Here is a 19,632-nt window from a genome sequence, read left to right on the forward strand (position 1 = left end):
CTCGAATCGCCGTCGAACAGCCGCACTACGGCGTCTGCCGCGTGGCGAACGTTCCTTCGGATGCTCGAGTACAAGTGCAAGCGAGAGGGGACGCAGTTCGTGGCGGTCAACCCGAGAGGGACGACGAAAGAGTGCGCGGCGTGCGGCGTCTCGACGGAGAAGCCGTTGTGGGTCCGCGAACATTCCTGTCCTGCCTGCGGTTTCGAGACGGATAGAGATGCGAACGCGGCGTGGAACATTCTTTCTCGCGGTATCGAGCAAGTAGGAGAGGGACGCTCCGAATCAACGCCTGTGGAGACTGCGCTCCCTACGGGAACCACCACGGTTTCTGCAAAGCGCGTCGTGGAAGCAGGAAGCCCTACCCTCAGGGAACGAGCCGCGTCAGCGGCGAGTGAGTAGGGTAGGGTAGTTCACCGGATCGTGTTCTGAGGATCAACGAGAAGGGGAGCTGAGAAGGAAGGTCCTGTTTCTCCCGGAGTTACTACCTATCTTGGGGTATATAAATTGGCTTTCCAAAACTCACAGGGTACTCTTGCCGTCTTGCGTTTCTGCGCAAATTAACGCGACCGATGGTCCGTACCAACATTTATACGCCGTCGTGGGAAGTCGACAATATGGAAAACTGGGAAACATTCTCGGAATTCGACAAGACGCACTATGTCGATACGGAATATGCGGTAGAGGGTACTGGCTCGCTCCGCGTAGAGTCAGTCGATGAAAATACGGAAGCAACAATATATCAGCCATCGCTTGAGACGGCGAACAATGATGCCGCCGCAGAAGGCCGAATAGAAACAACAGTTCGACGAACTGATGATGTGTATCTCGGCATCTACGTCCGGTTTGTGGATATTGAAAACCACTACTTTGTTGCGGGTGGGTCATTTGAGGATCCGGACGGAAGATATCCAGAACTCAATAACGAACTCAGATTATATCGGACAGAAGGTGGAGAGACTGAATTTATAAACGCAGTAGAGTTTGACACGTTCTCAGATCGAACCAATATAGGAGAGTCGGAACCAAGTTGGATTCCATTCCGAATCACGTGGTTTAGCGATGAGATGGGCGCGTTCCGAATCTGGGTACAAGAAGATGCCAATGAGGACGGAGAGTGGGATGATGTTGGAGGGACCCTCGTCGATTCGAGTCCAGCCTTTGGCCCTAATGAGACCACAACGGGCAGTGGAGTTGGATTTGGCGGTAACACCCTTGAAAATCCAGATACTTTAGGATTATCTTCAGAGAATGGACTCTGGTATGACCAAACAAAGTTGTATTATGATACAAATGCAGAGTAAAAAAGACCAATTGACTGGGATGTCAGTTTGTCGGCGAACACTGTTCAAATTGGTTGGTGGAGTCACTCTCCTCGGAGGCACATCTGTATCAACGGCTTCAGCGCAGGCAGACAGTTATCCAAAAGCGTTTGATTCTCCATTGGTCCACGAACAGTTGTGGCTTCCGGATCGGCCCGAGTTTACAGACCGACTCGTCACAGAACAATTGTGGAGTCCAGATCGTCCAGAGTTTACTACAGCCCCGGTGACCAACCAGTCATGGAGTCCAACGCGACCAGAATTTTCTGGTGAGCCAGTCTATACTGAAATCTGGGCTGGTGAACCGGAACCGAGCTCTCCGGGCGACATCGTGGGGGACGGAAATCCGGCACAGGATTTGGATGGCGATGGCTTGTATGAGGATATTGACGGAGATGGTGAGGCCGATGTCTTTGATGTTCAGGCACTCTATAATAATCTCGATAGTGCTGCTGTACAAAATAATCCGGAGGCATTCAATTTTGCCGGAGACGAGAATCCGGATGAGGTGACAATTTTCGATGTTCAGGCGTTATTCCAAGCACTGTGAGACGTACTGTTTGGCTGTTTCGAGCAAGGAGCGAACGGCGTTAGCCGTGAGCAAGTAGGGTAGGTAGTCCACTGAGCGAATTTCGAGTCGCAGCGGTGATATCGATACGCTCGTCACGATCAAGCTGGAGCGTTTTTCCACCCATATTTGCGAACTCCTGATCGGAAGCAATCCGAAAAAGTATTTCCAAGAAATCCTCTCTCGTGTACTTTCCACACGGTTTGACGCCGAATGCGGGCTTTGGAAACAGCACCCGGCAGACCTGTTTCGCTTCAGTTGTCTGGACCATTCGTTGACCAACACAGCCCAGCATCAAGGGCCTCAGTCAGGTTCGGCAGCCATGATAGAGAACAAGGTTCGCTCCTCGCAAAAATAGAGAAAATAATCATTTCCCCTATAGATAGAATCCGCTACTGTTGTTGGAGGTCAGTAAACAGTGCCTGTACGTCGAAGACACTCACTGAGTCCGGATTTTCATCGCCGGCAAAGTTGAATGCTTCAGGATTGCTGGTGACCGCAGTGGAATCACGATTATTGAAGAGCGCCTGAACGTCGAAAACATCGAACTCACCGTCACCATCAATGTCCTCGTAGAGTCCATCTCCATTCAAGTCGTTTGGTTCGTCTTCACCGACAACCGGAGACGGACTCACGGATTCACTAACAGTAATTGTCGCACCGGTGGTTTCGCCTTGGAGGTACTCTTCGTTATCGAGATCAGTCGCAGTGACATCACTGAGCGACAGCGTTGTCTCACCCAATTCAGCCGTAGTAAGTGTGACTTTAACCACAGTGGGGTTGTTTACCTCATGCGGGGAGTCGCCCATGCCGACATTTACACTCGCAGCTGAGCCATCATCAGAGACGTTAATGTCGACAAATTCAGCCTCGTTCGTCGCGTTGATTGCTGAAATATTGGCAACTGAGCTGTTCGCAACACTCAGGTCGAACTGATACGCGGTGACGCCGTTTCGAGCACCCTCTAGTTGGATCCCAACCGAGGTTTGCTCAGTAGGTTCAACCGTAACCGCCGCGGGATTGATGACGCCATTTAGGCCCGGGGGACTAGCAAGGGCGTCGTTCGTGTTTACGTCACCCACAATGTCGGCTTCGCTTGGGCCCGAAGCGGTTCCCCACCAGTTGTTTTGGGCATCTACCGTAACCCCCTCTTGGTCGTTCACGACGGCCGCTTCACCATTGCCCAGGATAGAGTTGAGCGAGACAGTGGCCTCAGTCCCAAGTGACAGGAATTGGATGCCGTTATCTCCGTTGTTTTGAACTGACGAACGAGTGATATTCGCACGGTCAGGCGTGGCGATGATTCCGACATCTCCATTGCCGTTAACTGTGGACTGGTCGAGGTTGAGTACTGCAGTCCCTATGTCAAGACCATCATCATTGTTTCCGACAGCAGAAATGTTTGTGAGAGTGATCGTATCCTGTTCTGGGGTTGCGACAGCAGCAATTCCGTCACCGTTCTGACTTTGTGATGCAACAACGTTAGTGATGACAACCGATCGAGTGATAGGCTCTCCGTCGATGTAGATGTTGGTCTCGGAGCTTCCAGTAACCGTCGTGTTCTCAATTGTTGTGGTTTGGCCGTTGTCGATGAGAATGCCATTATCATCGGAGAAACCATCGTCACCATTACTAGTGACATCAAGATCAGCGATATCGACGGATTGAGACTCTAGGTAGACACCATCACCATCATTAGAGGTCACCGTCGTACTGGAGAGGTTGGCAATGTCAAATTCACCGGTGGTGGTAACGCCTGCGTTATTGTTGCCAGAGAACTCACTGTCAGAGATTTGAAGCTCAGACTGCTCATCTGTTGGAGCAACAGAAAGCCCACTAGAACCAGCCAGTCGAGAGGAGACGTTTGTAATCTCAACTGAACGGGTCAACGGATCTGAACCGATAACTCGGATGTTATCATCATAGCTACTCAGTATCGTAGAGTTGGTAATTACCGCCGTCTCAGGGTTATCAAGAAGGATTCCGGCATCGTCACTGGATGAAATACTGGACGCCCCGTTTTCGCTCACCCTAATTGAATCAATGTCTACCGTTGTCGCCGCGGGTGAAAGACCATAGTCATTATTTTCATTAATTTGGGAGTTCGAAATGGCAAAGTTGTCAAGCTGGCCTAATGTATCGATTCCGGTGTCTCCATTGCCAGAGAATTGACTGTTATCAATAGAGAGTGTCGATTGATCTGACGTACCCTCAACCAGTAAACCGTCGGCCCCAGCATTTCGGGACGACACGTTTTCAACCGTTACAGTTCGAGTTAGCGGAGCTGTTCCAACAATGTTGATATTGTCCTCATAACTCTCAAAAATAGTGGTGTTGGATACACTGACCGTTTCAGCATTTTGAATGGAAAGGCCGTGTTCCCCAGATCGATCGCCGTTATTGGTTATACTCGAATTTAGGACATTAGCTTGGAGCGTTTCAATGAAAATCCCCGAGTCAGCATTTTCAGTAACGTCAATATCGGTGAAATTGGTCGAGTCAAATTCACCGGAGCCGTGGATACCCAAGTCACCATTATCAATAAATCGGCTGCTAGTTACCGTGAGTTCTGCCTGATCTGTCGTTGCCTCGATGTACAGTCCATCATGGCCGTTCAGTCGGGATACTACGTTATCAAGCGTAACCGACCGTGTCAACAGGTCTCCCTCAAGTACTGAGATACCATTGTCAGGATAGCGACGTACCTCGATTCCTTCTATGGTAACGTCTGAAGCGGTAACGGTGATACCATTGATTTCATTGTAACCAGTGTCGATATTGTTACCATCTAACACTACATCACCATTACCAACGAGCGTGAGCGGTTTATTTATTTCAATACTCTCCTCGTATGTCCCTTCCTGAATCGTTACGGTGTCACCAGAGTTCGCTGTCGCGATCGCATCCTGAATCGAATCGCCCGGCTCAACCACAACATCACTAGCTCCAACATCGTGCGTCTGTAATTCATTTGGAACACTAGAAGCGACTGTCCCTGCGAAAAGACCACTACTCAAAACCACGACTACAATCAGTAGCGTGGTGTATCGTTTGTCTCGTATCATGGTTAGGGGTTGTAGTCAAATATTATAGTAGTTTTGCTATGATATATGACGCCACACACTACGGAGCTAATCGCATCCGACAACGAGAGAGGCAATCGATTAGGGGTTATATAAATATAATAAGTCAGACCGGTTGGATTCCGGACTGATCCTCAGAGGTTGGGTGAGAGAACAGACTTTTTTCATAATCTCAAATGACAGGTTGTCAACCCAGATTAGAACCACAAATGGATTGAACAGCCGGAATTGGTTAGCGGGTTAAAATTTAATACGGTATGTTAACTATACTCATCTATGTTAGTCGACACCGACACTAGAAGGTTTAGCGAACATCTTCAAGCGGCAGAGAGTAGACAGCACAATAACTAATGACACGAGACACTCGTGAGTCAAGATTTAGGCTCAACACGACCTCGCTACTTGTTATATTTTTTCTCCTGTGTTGTATTAGTGTCTCGATCGTCGGGTCAGTTGCCGCAATAGAGGGTGTGTCGCATACAACCACGAGCGTAGACGCTTCAGCGGAGAATTTGGCTGCTCTGAACACCAGTTCAGAACCTAACTCTACTGAGAGCGCTGTAAACGAACCAAATCTCACTGAAACGGCGTATCAACGTGCTGTTGAAAACCACGATCCAGCTTCTGTGGTTGTCCATCCCGAATTACTTACTGAACAAGGAGAGCTACAAAAAGAGCGAATCATTCTCCGGCTGGGCGAAGTTAAGCTACCTAACGGCGCAGACCGGGATGTAGGGACAGGCCAAATTCAGCCTGTCGACCAACAGGTCATCAAACAGCAGACGGTAGATGCACAGGCACCCGCAGTCCGGCATCTCAATACAGTGGAAGGAATTGATGTCAAGAATAGGTATACCATTATCAACGCTATTTCTGTCGTTCCTGAGGCGAACACATCACTAGCTGATCTCCGATCGATCCCCGGGGTAGAGCGGATCCATCCAAATTACGAATACAATGTCACCACATTTGCGACCAACGCTACTCCCGATCAAGCGAACATCAATTCACAACGTGTAAACCAGTCACGGGTAGGAACTGACGCGCTGCCGGATCAGTACGCGTCTGGAGTGAAGTATATAAACGCACCACGAGCGTGGGAGACGTTCGACACAAAAGGAGACGGAGCCGGAGTCGTCGTCCTTGACACTGGAGTCGATCCGAACCACCAAGACATTGATATTGAACCGTACAGGTGGGCAGATTTCGATCAAAACGGAAATCGACAGTATACGGACCCACATGATAATGATCCAGATGGGCATGGGACACACGTGAGCGGCACTGTTGTCGGTGGTAACAACGGCGCATGGGGGTCAAGAGAGGCAGCTTGGACCGGGGTTGCGCCTGAGGCAACGTTCTATCATGGGGCTGTACTCAACTGTGACTCGGATGGCTGTGAGATGACCTTCGAGCAGTTTACTAGTGGCATGCAATGGGCGTGGGACCAGACGGCTACTGGTGATGTTATTTCGGCAAGTTTCGGCTGTACTGGGGGCCCGTTCTCTAAGTCGTGTTACAACGATGATATGATAGAGCACGTTCGAAACGCACGGATTAGTGGCACGTTGGTCGTGGGCGCAACCGGAAATTCCGGAGCAGGATCTTCTGGGTCACCAGGAAATGTGTATGAAACACTCAGTGTAGGGAGTGTCGCTACCACTAACGATGAAGTGTATGATTCGTCAAGTGGTGAAAAGATTGTTACCGATAACGCTTGGGGAGGGCTTGTTGCCCCAGATCCACCGGATTCGTGGCCTGATGAGTATATTGTACCGCGTGTGACCGCACCCGGGTGTGTTCCCAGTACCGTTCCGGGCAACGAATACGAGTTCAAGTGTGGCACAAGTATGGCGACCCCACACGTCTCTGGGGCGGCTGCCTTACTGTATGCACTTGACGAAAATGATGAACTGACAGAAGCGGAGGTCACCAACGCCCTTCAAAAGACAGCTCAGAAACCAGAGAGCTGGGACGAAAGTGACGCCCCGGCAGCAATTGGTACACAGGACAGCCGATACGGATACGGAGCCATTAACGTTCATCAAGCGATTATTGAACTGTGGATCGATGGCCGCATCGAGTCGTCTACTGTTGGCCCAGAGGATCGATATACACAGGAGAATGACGCAGTCACCGCAGAGGTAACAGTCACAAACACCGGTGACCGGACACATGAGTTCTTCGTGGGATACAGTGTTCAAGGTCCTGACGGAGTATGGCGGGATAACGACGCGCAGACTGGAAAAACGGTCGAGTTGACACCCGGTGAATCGCGAGACGTGAGCCTTTCGTGGGCAATTGAGTCGGACGCACCTCGTGGCCAGTATGACGCAAAAATCCAGATGTGGGTCGAAAATGACCGCGATCTGCTCTATAACAGTCTTGGGACAGCCAAGACCACCAACGCGTTCGAACTCACAACCCCCGCCGAATTCGACACAACCATTCAGACAACAGAGATCTCAGACGGAACGCTCCAGATCGAGTCCACCGTTGAGAACACTGGTGGCATAACAGACACGCAAGATCGTGTCGTCACAATAAATGGAGACGAGAAATGTCGCCGTAGTCTATCTCTGGCTGCTGGAGCAAGCGAGCAAACCGAGTGTACGTATGAGTTACAGCCGGGCGACGGCGGACCTGTCGATATTGAGGTGCGTACTGCTGATAGCTCCACCACGGCAACGGTGACCGCACAGCCGGCCACGTTCCGGGTTTCGAGTACGGCCATATCAAGCCCCATTGAGGAGGGGGAACGCCTACACGCGACGGCAACCATCCAGAACACCGGCGATATTGAGGGTACAAAGGAGATAACATTCGATGTTCCGAGGGTCGGTACCGAGTCGACGTCAGTGTATCTGACAGCCGGCGCTACAGAACGGGTCGAGTTTGATGTCCCGACGGTGGTAGGTGACAATGGGACGTACACAGCAAGCGTTGCGAGTCCTGATGACTCGGTAACAAGGTTGGTAACCGTCGAGGAACGGCCGGAGCCGGCCACCTTCGATATCAGCATTACTGAGACAAACAGCCCTGTTGAGGCAGGAAACACCCTCGAGGTCACGACGAGAGTGAGAAATATCGGCGATGTCGCTGGGACAAAAACGGTTGAACTGGACGTGCCTGGGGTTGGACGTGATACGACGTCGGTTCAGCTTGGCGCCGGAAGTTCGACCAAAACGGTTCTCTCCGTTGGAACAGCTCGTGGTGACGACGGTGACTACACTGCCACCGTTGAGACGCCAAACAAAAGTGACACAACAGCGATTGTGATTTCTGAACAGCCAGCTCCCGCCGAATTTGTCATCACAAACCTCGAAGTAAACAGTCCGCTCACAGCGGGCGAAACGGTCAGGGCAACAGCAACAGTCGAGAATACCGGTGAACAGCGGGCCAGTACAGATGTTAAAATGAGTGTATCTGGCGTAGGGAACGCGACGAAAACAGTCACTCTTGACGGAGGAGCGTCTGACACGGTCGAGTTTGAAATCAAAACAACAACAGCAGACACGGGTAGCTACACCGTGATAGCTGAAACTGATGAGAGTGTGGCAACCACAGATCTCAGCATCGAAGGCCCACCAGCAGGCGCATACTTTACCGTCACAATCGACGAAGCACAAAGCGAGACGGCAGTCGGGTCTGATCAAGAGGTGTCTATCGTTGCGACCATCGAAAATACCGGTGACACCGCAGCGACACAGCAACTCACGTTACAAAATCCAAGTGATGAACCAGTCTCGACACAGTCAGTCACCCTTACAAGTGGAGAGCGGCGGGATATCGTCTTTGACTGGCAGCCGGCAGAGGTGCCTGAACAGCCAGTGACAGTCGCCGTGGTGAGTGACAATGACAGTGACTCGCTTCAGGTCGATCCAGTCGAATCGGATCCGGCGATCATTCGAGGGACTGTAACAAACGAATCGAATGAACCGTTGCCGAACGTCGAAGTCGTGTTAGTCGCTGACACGGACAATGGGGAGACGACGGTAAACACGACCCGAACAGCGTCAGACGGCACCTACGTTTTCGCTGGCGTCGACCCGGATGGCCAATACCGTGTTCGTAGCACCTATCAGGGACAGAGCTCACAAGCCACGATTCCGAGCCTCGAGCCAGGGACCACAATAACACAAGATATTGTGTTGCCGGGTGTCGAGCCTCCAAGGGCGGCGTTCCGGCTTGTACAACCGGATCCAGAGACACTCAGCGCCCAGTCTGGGGAAACCCGTACCGTGTCGGCAACAGTCTGGAACACGGGGACCGAGACAGCAACACAACGCGTTACGTTCCGCGGCCCCGCTGGGACAGTTGTAGACACCACTGAGGTGACACTCGGCGCAAACCAGACAACGTCGGTCACTTTTGCGTTCACTGTTCCCGACCAGACCGACACAGAACCGGCGCTCACGATTGCGACGCAAACAGACTCAGTTGTAATTCCACTCACAATTGAGGAGGACGCTGACGACAGTTACCGGTATCACGTTCCATTTACCAACAACGACCAAGAGTTGAGTTCAGCCAAAACCTCAGCCCTCAGACTGACGGCACAAGAGGCAGCGACGAAGATCACGATCGACAGCAACGCCAACGGAACCGGTGGTGTGACACGCTCGCTTGCGGCCGGTGAAACGGTAACCATCAGTGAGCCGGCACCGGGAGCGACGATTGAGGCAACCGAGCCCCTGACGGTTCGATACCAGTACCGGTCGTCGAACTTCGGGGCGTATGAGGACGGCGAAAAAGCGTATGGCATCCCCGAAGAGTCACTGCTTGGCAACGAGTATATACTCCCGTTAGCGGCGGACGCAGTGTGGCTCGCAGCGCCAGTTGAAACCGATGTCCGGGTCGATAAAGACGGAGATCAGACGGCCGAGACAACGATTACGGTGCCAGAAAATGGGGCTACCAGCGTGACTGGGGTTGCGGCAGGGACACAGTTCCGCGCCGATGGACCGGTCCACCTTGTCGCCGAACACGCTGACTGGGAGGGGATGGATCAAACCTACGCATACACGCCGCTTGCTGTTGAACAGGCACGGACCCAGTACACCGTTACTGCCGAGCCAACCTTTAGCAGAGAGAATCCGGAGAGTCGGTCTGAGGTTGTGCTGGCGGCGACAGCAAATGACACGACAGTTACGGTGCGCCCCGACGGTGAAGCCGGAGACTCACAGACGCTCCAAGCGGGTGAAACGTACTCGTTCGAAACGCGATCACAGCTAAACCTCACTGCGTCAGCACCAGTTGTGCCCGTCTACTCGTATCGGGTTATGGCGACAGATCCTTGGACTGGTGACCGGCGTGACTACCACGCAACCTGGACCCCGGTTCCCGAACAACAAGTCCGACAGGGCTCATGGAGTGGCACCTCCGAACACGTTGCCGGGTGGAGTACGTTTGATATTGAGCCTGCTGGGCCCGCAGCTACAATCGAGTGGACGAAGTTGCCACCAGCTACCGTCCAGGTGGGCGACCAGCTGACCGTCTCGGTGGCCGGTACTGTTGACCAAGCAGAGACAGTCTCACTCGTTGCTGACACCGGCACTGAATCTGAGGTCATCGCGACTGAGACCGTTTCAACGGATTGGTCACAGTCATCGTGGGAGCTGACCGTGGGTGAAGAACTGTCCGTTGAGCCGGGAACCAACGTGACACTCCGTGCGGTGGTCGGACCGATCGAGTCACCGGTTGTCGCAACAGCCACAGAGCTGACAGTTGAAGCGGCGGCTGACACACAGGTGGGTCTTGTTCCGCCGTCAGACCCGGTTCCATCTGGTAATGTCGTAGAAGTTCCGGTTGTTGTGCGGAACACAACTGATGGCATTAGTGCGTACAATATTACCGTCGCAGTTGCGAATACGTCCGTTGCGACGATTACGGATGTGTCACTCACAAATAATCCTGAGTTCCCAGACACGACCGTTCAGTCAAATGAGACGGCTGTCATCGCTGCTGGGATGGGCAACAATGCGTTCCCGGCAGCCACCGAGACAACAGTTGCGACAGTGACGCTTCAGTCACAGACACCGGGAACCACGAGATTAAGAGTTGATAACCAACAGGTTGCTGGAGAGCAGGTACAGACGTATGATCTACTACCGGCGGAGACAGGCGAGCTTGCGGTGACGACAGCTCAGCCAACTCCGGATCCCGTTGTTGGTGAGTTACCGCCCCGTGATCCGGACGGAGACGGCGCGTATGAGGACATTAACGGTGACGGTGAGGTTGATGTCTTCGACGTCCAAGCCCTGTATGAGAACCTCGATACAGCGTCAGTCCAAGAGTATCCGCAGTCATTCAATTTCGCTGAAGATTCTGATCCGACAGAAGTGACTGTCTTCGATATCCAAGCGCTCTACGGAGGGATCTGATTCGGCAAGGACTTTCACAAATTCAGCATACTTCGAGGTGGAGCCTCCGGCCCCAGTCGTGTGGGACCGAAGGTCCCGCTGACTATCCGAACGGGCCTGCGATCCATGAGGAGAGAGCGACCGGAGGGAGCGAGTAGGTTGGAGAAGAAACCAGCATGGTACTGAGCAACTGGTGAACTACCCCGCCCTACTCGATCACCGCTAACGCCGTTCGCTCCTTGAGAGTAGGGCTTCCTGTTTCCACGACGCGTTTTACAGACACCGAATCGGTGTCCGTAGGGAGCGCAGTCTCCACAGGCATTGATTCGGAGTGTCCCACTCCTACGTCTTCGAGGCCGCGAGAAAGAATGTTCCACGCCGCGTTCGAATCCCTGTCCGCCTCGAATCCACACGACGGACACGAGTGTTCACGAACCCACAGCGGCTTAATCCGCCTTGACACCGCAGGACGCGCACTCCTTCGTCGTGTCTTTTGGGTCAACTGCGACGAAGTACGTCCCTTCGCGCTCGCACTTGTATTGAAGCATTCGCAAGAACGTCCCCCACGCCGCTCCTGCCCGGTTTCGCGAGTTACTCGTGAGAAACGTCACTGCCGCTCGAAAGATCTGAATATAGCGCCTGAACGTCGAAAATGTCTACTTCATTAGGATCATTCCCGGCGAAATTGAACAGCTCGGATTGATTTTGGATCGCAGGGGTGTCGAGGTTCGCATACAGTGTCTGAATATCGAAGATGTCGAATTTCCCGTCGCCGCGAATATCTCGGTACAGGCCGTCACCAGTCAGATCTTGTGGTAGGTTATCACCGACAACTGGTGTAAGATCTACGTCGGGATCGAAGTTGTCACCCGAGACTGACGCTTGCCGTTCAAATTCGGAGACGAACGCTTCTACCGTGTCCTCAATGCGTGTTTTGATGGTGGTCTCAAGGGTCTCGTAATCAAGATTGCCGGTCCGTTCTATTGCGTACACAACGAGTACCTCGGAATCTGGAAGCGCATCATCAATACGGGCTGTCGAGACAACTTCACCGATTATCTCGTATTTACCAGGATGGTCTTGGAGTGGGTCAAGCTGATCCTTGGTCGAAACCCCAAGCAGGGGGATCATCTCCCCCTGATCTTGGGGTGGGCCAGACCACGCGACGCCACCGTGGAGCACGGCATCATTAACCACATCCACACAGGCCTCTTTAATCTGGACACGGTCGTCACCACAGGCTGTCGTTGCTTCCATCGTCTCCTGGACGCTGATCGTCGTCTGGAAGACAGCAGCATCAAGCCGGACGATATCTCCAGCTAACTCGCTGCTCTGTTGGATGAGACTCGGAACATCAGCAACTTCGATGGGGTCGTGATCGACGTCACTCACGTATAGAATCGGCGCGTCAGGCTCGGGAAGCGACACAGCCTCTTGATCGACACGGCTGAGAAACTCTCGAGCAGCTGCACCGGCCGGAACGACAAGACCAGTAAGCGTCGGTGTTGTCCCATACCAGAATCCGTTTTCTGGTGAAAGGGTCACCAGTGGTGACTCGTCGTGGGTGCTAATGAAGGACTCGAGGCTTCCGTTGCTGGGGTCTTCAACTATTGTGCGAAGTCGTTCACCAGTCTGGCCAAACAGTGTCGAGGGCGCTGTGTCGATTCCGGCGACACCGGTGGTTGTTGGATACGAGATGCCGTCATCAGCAAAACGCGTCCGGAGCCCCGTGCGTGTATGACTCGTCGATACTTCGATGGTATCGAACGCAAATTGTGCTGGATTATTGGTGATATCGTCGACGGTTGTCTGTGTAGCTGCGGTATCGAATGTGGCGCTCTCCGCCACAAGCACCCCGAGATCCAGTTCTCCAAAGGAAATTGAATCCCCCAAACGTCTCCCGTCGACAGCAACACTCGAAATGATGGGGTCGGTGTCAGTGAAAACGAGAGACTGCTGTTCACCATTCGCAAGTACAAACACAAACTCCGGTAGCAGGTCGTGGTCCGAGCGGTACTGGTCGATATCATCCTCGAGCGCTTCGGGGAGAGGAAACGCCGCCCCACTTACGGAAATAGACGGTGCGACGATGTCGATCGGTTGTGAAATGCTATTTTTGAGGGTCCCGATCGGAAACTCGACTGTAGTCTCAGTAGTAATGGTCTTCGTGCCAGTCGTTTCAAACGTGTGTTCGAATGAGAACTCACTTTCGTCACCCTGTCGTACCGGTTGCTGTCGCTCGGCAACTTGTGTATCATCAATTAGAAGCCGGACTGTGAGTCTCTCTTCGGGATCACGAATCAGTCCAAGATCTGGAACCGAAACAGTGACACCGATTGTGCTGGAAGTTCCCACAGTTGGGTTGTCGGGGAGTGAAAAATTGAGAGGCAAGCGTTCTCCCAAAGTTGGCTCTAGGTCGCTTTCGCCGGTTTGTGTCACAGTTCTGGGGAGACTTGTTGCTGTGACCCCGCTCAAAACTCCCTTCAGTACTGTTCGTCGTGACCGGAGCCGTCCCTGTGTAGCCACCCATTCTCGAACCCGATCCATATTTGCTATCGATGAAGGGGTCGGTTAAACACTCGCAAGGGATTCTCTAAGTTGATAAAGAACAAGGAGATTCCTGCGCCTTTAGCCGCGGGATGAGTCCGACACTCTGACCGATACTCCACCGACGCCACTCCAACCGGATATCCAACGTCTAGTCGTTACTCTCAACATTTATTTTTCCAAGCCAGTTACGGAGAACAGAACGATGCTGGGGACAACCCGGACCTACCCCGCACGCATCATGAACCACTCACAGGTTAATAATGACTTCGACCAGTAAGGGTTCTCCACCTCGAAACTGTGGAACGTTGGACGCTACTACATCCACTAAAAATCGCATAAAGATTAAGCCGGTACAAAGAAGCCGAGAGGGAGTTACCCGGGACCCCCGTGATCCGTGGGCGTACACGGCTCTTCTGATCCAAATCCGGGTGATATCCCAACGCTCTAGATTCCTCCAGCTTTAGCCGGAGGAAGATGTCAAACAGCACCGTGCTCGCGCAACTACTCGAAACTAGGATAGTGAAGTCGCGTCGCTACGGAAGCAAGCAGGACAAAAAATGAACCGCACTGCGAGCGTGTGACAGTCAGCCGCCCGCGGGTGGGCGGTGGTTGTGTGTGTTAGGCGTCTTGCTGCTGGTCGAACAGTGCCTGGACGTCGAAGATGTCCAGTTCACCGTTGTCATCGAAGTCGAAGAACTGGACGTTCTCCGATGCGATGTTGCCGCGCTCGTCGAACAGCGCCTGGACGTCGAAGATGGTGAGTTCGCCGTCACCGTCGATGTCCTCGTAGAGGCCGTCGCTGTCAAGGTCCGTCGCGGGCTCACCATTGTCGGTGATGTCCCCGGGCCCTTCGACAGTCTCGACCGTGATCGACGCGCTGTCGACCACTGCCGCGCCGTCCTCGGTGTACGGGCCGTCAGCCGAACCGTTCGACGTGACGAAGTCGTACACTTCATTACCGTTGGTGTCGAGGTGCGGCATCGCGACCAGGGTCTGGTTCTCCGTCAGCGGCTCGTCGAGCGTGACCGTGATGTTCTCCGAAGTCCCGTTGCCGAGGTACTCGGAGACACCAACGACCGTGTCGACCGGCGTGCCGTTGTCCGGGTTCACGGGCGTCGAGTGGATGGCGACGAAGCCACCCTCGGAGAGGTTCGCCGAGGCGACCGTCACGTTCGCGGAACCATTCTCGACCGTCTGGTCGTCGAACGTCACCGTCGCGGTCGGCGCGGGTTCAGCGTCAGCCGGCTGGATCGTCACGGGCGTCGTCGCCGTGAACGTTCCTTCCGTGCTGTCCTGAACTTCCAGCGTGATATCTGCCGTCGTGGACTCGCTGACGTTCGGGAACGCAACCTCGAAGGTTGCGTCCACCGTCGCGTCGATGTCCTGCTCGGGCGAGATATCGAACTTGAGCTGGTTGTTCGTGCCATTGTTCACGCCAGACAGCGTCGGGCTGCCAGTGATACTGACTTCGCTGCCGTTCGCGTCCGTCACGTTGATCGTGGCGTTGTCGGTGTCCACGAAGCTCGCGCTTGCGGGCAGCGTGGCCACGAGCGTGTCGGTGTTACCGTCACCGCTGACACCCAGTGCCGTGAACTGGAGGTCGTGTTCGACCGTCGTGTTCGCGTCGACCGTACTCGGGTCAAGCGACACGTCGGTGATGCGCTCCGTCACGGTCACGCTGACCGTGTCGTTGGTGAACGTCTTCGTGTCGGAGTCAACCTTGCTGACTTCGACCGTGTAGTCGCCCGTCTCGAGACTACTGGAGTCAACAACACCGTAGTCGCTGGTGTCGATGGCGCCAGTCGACGTCGTGCGGACGGTATCACCAGACGCGTTCACGAACGTGAGCGTCGCCTCAGTGTCCTCACTGAAGTCCGAGCGGATAACCGTGAAGTCGAAGTTGTTGCCCTGGACAACCGAGTCGGACGCGACAGACGCGTTCAGGGAGACCTCTTGGAGGTTCTCCGTCACGTCGACCGTCGCGGCCGTAATCTCGCTGCTGTCGTAGTCGCTGGCGACGTTGAATTCGAGCGTGTCACCCTGAGTGAGGTCTTCGTTCGCGAAGTTAATCGCGAAGAAGCCCTCCTCGGTGTCCGCATCGAAGCTCGTGCCGGTCACGTTGACGTTGCGAGCGCCGATACGGGCACCGTTGGCGTCACGTAGGACGAACGTCACGTCCTCCTCGGAGTCGAACTCAACCTCATTGCGGAGTTCGACGTCCTGACCGCTTTCGCGTTCGGCGATCTGGAGGTTGCCAGCGCCGACCTGGGTCGTGCCAGCGAAGTCCGGACCGCTGTCGTTCTGGGCTGCGATGTCGAGTGTCGTGTTCGCAGCGTCGGTCACGGTGTCGGGCGTGATGCTCACGACCGCTTCACCGTTCGCGTCCAGAGCCACCGGCGTGGTACCGGTATCAGAGACGTTAGTTCCGCTGACGTTGAACGCGGTGCCGTTGGCGGTGAACTGGATCGTACCGTTGTCGACCGCGGAGCCGTCGCGCGGGTCCGTCACGGTGACGGTGACATCCTCGGTGGTGACACCCTCGGTGAGGTCACCGCTGAGGTCCGTCTCGACGACCGGCTCGACAACATTGATCGTGCCGCTACCCTGGAGCGCGTTGTCGGTCTGCGCAGTCGCGTTGACCGTGGACGCGCTGTCGACCTGGACATCCTCAACGAGGATGGTCCCGTTAGCGGCATCGTCGACGCTAGCCGCGAAGCCGGTCAGGTCGGTCCCATCCTGCTCAAGCGTGAGGTCGTCAGCGAGGTCGGACAGGGTAGCCGAGTCGTTTTCGACCGACTGAGTCTCGAGGTTGAAGACCTCGAAGGTGACATCGTCGGTCGCGGTGGTGAGCAGTTCGTCGTCCGTGCGGAGTTCGAACCGGCTGTCACCGGTGACGGTGATGGCTTCTTCGACATCAACCGTCCGCCGGTTGCCGTCGTCAACCGTCAGGTTGACCGTGCCCGTGGAGTTGTACTGGACGTTTTCGAGCTCGTACGTGGACGGGTTCAGTCCGACGAGATTGTCGCCGGTGAGGCTGACCTCCGAATCCAGCGCCGAGCCGTCGAGTGTGATGGTACGACCGGGGACGTTGTCACCAGCCGCGTTGGTCAGCTGAACGGTGACGGTCGTGTTCTCGTCGACTGTCGCCGAGGTGGGCGAGAAGTCAACGAGGACGTCGCCGTCAACGTCGAAGGACTCGGTGTACGTGTCGATCACAGTGTCGTTGCCGTCGTAGGCGACGACTTCGACGGAGACCGAGCCAGCCTGATCCAAGTTCTCCAGAGCACTATCGAACGTGGTGGAGTCGCTCCCGCTCAGGTTCGTGGTGGTGTCAATGTCGTAGTCAGTGCTCGACAGGGTGACGTTCGCGTACGCGATGTCGTTGCCCGCACCGGGCCCGTCGTTGTCAGAGCCGATGACGGTGACATCAATCGCATTGGTGGCGTTGACACTGCCGTTGACCGAAAGTTGGCCGTTCGGACTGACAGTCGTGTCAACGTTGAGGTCGTCAAGCGGCGCAACGTCGAGGCTGACATCACCAGCGACGTAGTCCGGGCTGTCGAAGGACTCCACGGCGGTGTCTTCGGCACCGTCGAACTTGTCGCTACCAGAATCAACCTCGAGACTGACGCCGATCGCATCCGCATCGGCGGGCGTCGCGTTCAGTGCTGCGGCACCGTCGGCATCTGTGTTGAGGTGGACGTACTCGATGTTTCCATCAGTATCCGTGGGCCCAACAGCGGCCACAGAGGCCTGACCGCCAAGATCCCCAGTGTCAACGAAGGGGCCGGTGACGTTGAGGTAGCCGTCAACGCCACTACTGGCGTCCTTGGTCACGTCAAGGCCGCTACCGCTCGCGTCCTCAAGCGTGAAGGTGTAGGTCTCCGCGGTGAACGCGCGGTTGTTGCCCTCGAAGTTGGCCGAGAGCGTCGCGTCTTCCGGCGCAACCGTGACCGTCTCATCGGTCAGGTTAGTACTATCCGCCGTGTTGACTAGGACAACCGACCAGTTGCCGGCGTCATCAACAGTCTGGGTGACCGGGCCGAACGAACCGTCACTGAAGACGCTTGCGCTCGCTCGAGTACCGTCTTCGTCACGAATCTGGACAGTGAAGTCGCCGTTGTTGTCGGGAGCGTTTCCGTCACCGTCAACAACGAATCCGTCAACGCTGAGTTCGTCTCCGAAGGTAGCGTTTGCCGGAGTAATGTTAGCGTTGAAGGAGTACGTGGACTGGACGGTTGTGTTTACGCTGTTGCCGTTACTGTCGGACACCGTCACCACGTAGTCACCGACTTGGTCGAATTCACCCGCAAAGCTGAACTCTGCGTTCGAAGTCGATCCGGAGGTGATCGAGTTACCGCTCGGATCTGTGACGGTATACTCAAGCGAACCACCGGGGTAGTCGGTGATCGTAGCGTCAATGGTCTCGATGCTACCAACGCTAACCTCCTCAGGCGTGACATCTACACCAGTAACCGCGAACGTGGCGTTCTGGGTATCACCAATATCGGTGTTTTCACTCCCACCCACATTGACGACAGTTGCGCTGAAGGTGTACTCGCCAGATGCCACGTCATCGGCTGCTGTGATGTTGACGTTGCCTGTGGCGGCCCCCACATTGTTCGCGGCACTGCCAGAAACCGTCACGACGTCGTCGTTCGAGTCTACGAGGATTCCGTCATTGTTGACCCCATCGGCGTTCACCAGACTGGAGAGATCAATGCTGTTGAACGAGAATCCCTCTTCGTTGTCGAGGTCGACAGCGCCATTAGGGCCAATTACCTCAACCCGAATTGAGTAGTTGGCACTAGTATTGTAGCCTGAACCGGGATTCAGCTCAACGCTTGACTCAACAGTCTCTCCAGGGAAGTACGGTGACTGATCTTCGATGTCACTCAAATCGAAGGTCGGGTCAGCAGTACTTTGAGCAGCGGCACCTCCGGCGAATCCGGCAGCGACCATGGAGGTTACCATGATCGCAGCAAACAGGACTGCTTGAACTTGCTTGCGTGTACCGCTCATACAGACACCTCCTGGTGAGCTTGGACATCCGCGTCCGCAGCTGATGTGATTAGTTTTGTCATGCGATACCTCAGTTGTGATGCCGGTCTACCCGGCGTGTCGAACATAAACTCATGTCGTTTGTGTGTGGTCATGTGGAGTCGTCTCCGAAATAGTCTTCGAGGATCTCCTCAAGTTTTTCGGAGACGTTTTTTCCTTCTCCGACGGCCTCAGCACGGACCTGCCGCCATAGTTGACGGTCAACCTCAACGGAGGTACGTACCTGATCTGTGGGTCCGGTCGTGTCGTCGTCGGTGCTATTCTCATCACTCATTGCTTCACTCATTCTTGGTTCACAGTGTCATACTCTGGTGTAGGTTCGATATAGTGCTATCTCACGCTGCATTCCATGCTTTAGAGCGATGTGTGTTATACTTTTGGGGTTACGCTAACTCCTCTATGATGTGGCGACTATGCACTTGAAGCAGCGTGAGACACTTACTGTCGTAGAATCCGCGATCAAGATAGACGGCGTTGACCTCGGTGCCAAGGCCGCCGAGGACACCGAGGAACTCGGCGAGGACGCTGCTGGCGGTGTCGCCGTCTTCGAGACGGCGGACCGCTAGGGTGTGATGTTCTTTGCACGCGCGTACGAGTGCTGCGGAGGCGTGGAACACGGTGGATCGACGCTTGGCTTCCGAGTGGTAGAGGTTCTCCGTGTCGTCTGCATCACTATCTGCTTGCTGGGT

At 54.5% G+C, this 19,632-nt stretch carries 8 protein-coding genes and 2 pseudogenes; 4 read left to right on the top strand and 6 right to left on the bottom strand.

The features are described from left to right. The 3 genes from DVK06_RS14280 to DVK06_RS18465 all read left to right on the top strand — a co-directional run. The coding region (locus DVK06_RS14280; protein WP_147438112.1) for a zinc ribbon domain-containing protein at positions 1–399 on the top strand (399 nt) is incomplete at its 5' end. Positions 400–614: 215 nt separating this feature from the next. Then, positions 615–1,301 carry a hypothetical protein gene (locus DVK06_RS18460; RefSeq protein WP_147438113.1) on the top strand — a complete coding sequence of 229 codons (687 nt, stop codon included), beginning with the start codon at positions 615–617 and terminating at the stop codon, positions 1,299–1,301. Beyond that, positions 1,261–1,869 (top strand): hypothetical protein, encoded by a 609-nt coding sequence (locus tag DVK06_RS18465; RefSeq protein ID WP_147438114.1) that lies wholly within the window; start codon positions 1,261–1,263, stop codon positions 1,867–1,869. Before DVK06_RS18460 ends, DVK06_RS18465 begins: the two co-directional genes overlap by 41 nt. 410 nt (positions 1,870–2,279) lie before the next feature. On the opposite strand, the gene DVK06_RS14290 is transcribed toward DVK06_RS18465, so the two are convergent. After that, positions 2,280–4,952 carry a right-handed parallel beta-helix repeat-containing protein gene (locus DVK06_RS14290; protein ID WP_121600778.1) on the bottom strand — a complete coding sequence of 891 codons (2,673 nt, stop codon included), beginning with the start codon at positions 4,950–4,952 and terminating at the stop codon, positions 2,280–2,282. Positions 4,953–5,320: 368 nt separating this feature from the next. Here DVK06_RS14290 and DVK06_RS18470 point away from each other — a divergent pair, with 368 nt between their 5' ends. Beyond that, on the top strand, positions 5,321–11,353 hold the full coding sequence (locus DVK06_RS18470) for a S8 family serine peptidase (RefSeq protein ID WP_147438115.1): 6,033 nt from the start codon (positions 5,321–5,323) through the stop codon (positions 11,351–11,353). A gap of 187 nt (positions 11,354–11,540) precedes the next feature. Here the strand turns inward: DVK06_RS18470 and DVK06_RS14305 are convergent. The 5 genes and pseudogenes from DVK06_RS14305 to DVK06_RS14325 form a co-directional block, all read right to left on the bottom strand. Continuing rightward, positions 11,541–11,934, bottom strand: a pseudogene (locus DVK06_RS14305) (RNA-guided endonuclease InsQ/TnpB family protein); the annotation flags it as partial. Next, positions 11,924–13,879 (bottom strand): hypothetical protein, encoded by a 1,956-nt coding sequence (locus DVK06_RS18475; RefSeq protein ID WP_147438116.1) that lies wholly within the window; start codon positions 13,877–13,879, stop codon positions 11,924–11,926. The gene DVK06_RS18475 and the pseudogene DVK06_RS14305, both read right to left, overlap by 11 nt. A 621-nt stretch (positions 13,880–14,500) precedes the next feature. Beyond that, the gene (locus tag DVK06_RS14315) at positions 14,501–18,904 is read right to left on the bottom strand and encodes a surface glycoprotein (protein WP_121600780.1); all 4,404 of its coding nucleotides are present in this window, start codon (positions 18,902–18,904) and stop codon (positions 14,501–14,503) included. Between the two features lie 130 nt (positions 18,905–19,034). After that, positions 19,035–19,229: a hypothetical protein gene (locus tag DVK06_RS14320; protein ID WP_233561750.1), complete on the bottom strand. Its 195-nt coding sequence runs from the start codon at positions 19,227–19,229 to the stop codon at positions 19,035–19,037. A 124-nt stretch (positions 19,230–19,353) separates the two neighbouring features. Beyond that, positions 19,354–19,614 (bottom strand): annotated as a pseudogene (locus tag DVK06_RS14325) (ISH3 family transposase); the annotation flags it as partial. Positions 19,615–19,632 lie beyond the last annotated feature (18 nt).

The sequence above is a fragment of the Halorubrum sp. Atlit-28R genome, from assembly GCF_003665955.1.
In the GTDB taxonomy this organism is placed as follows: domain Archaea; phylum Halobacteriota; class Halobacteria; order Halobacteriales; family Haloferacaceae; genus Halorubrum; species Halorubrum tropicale.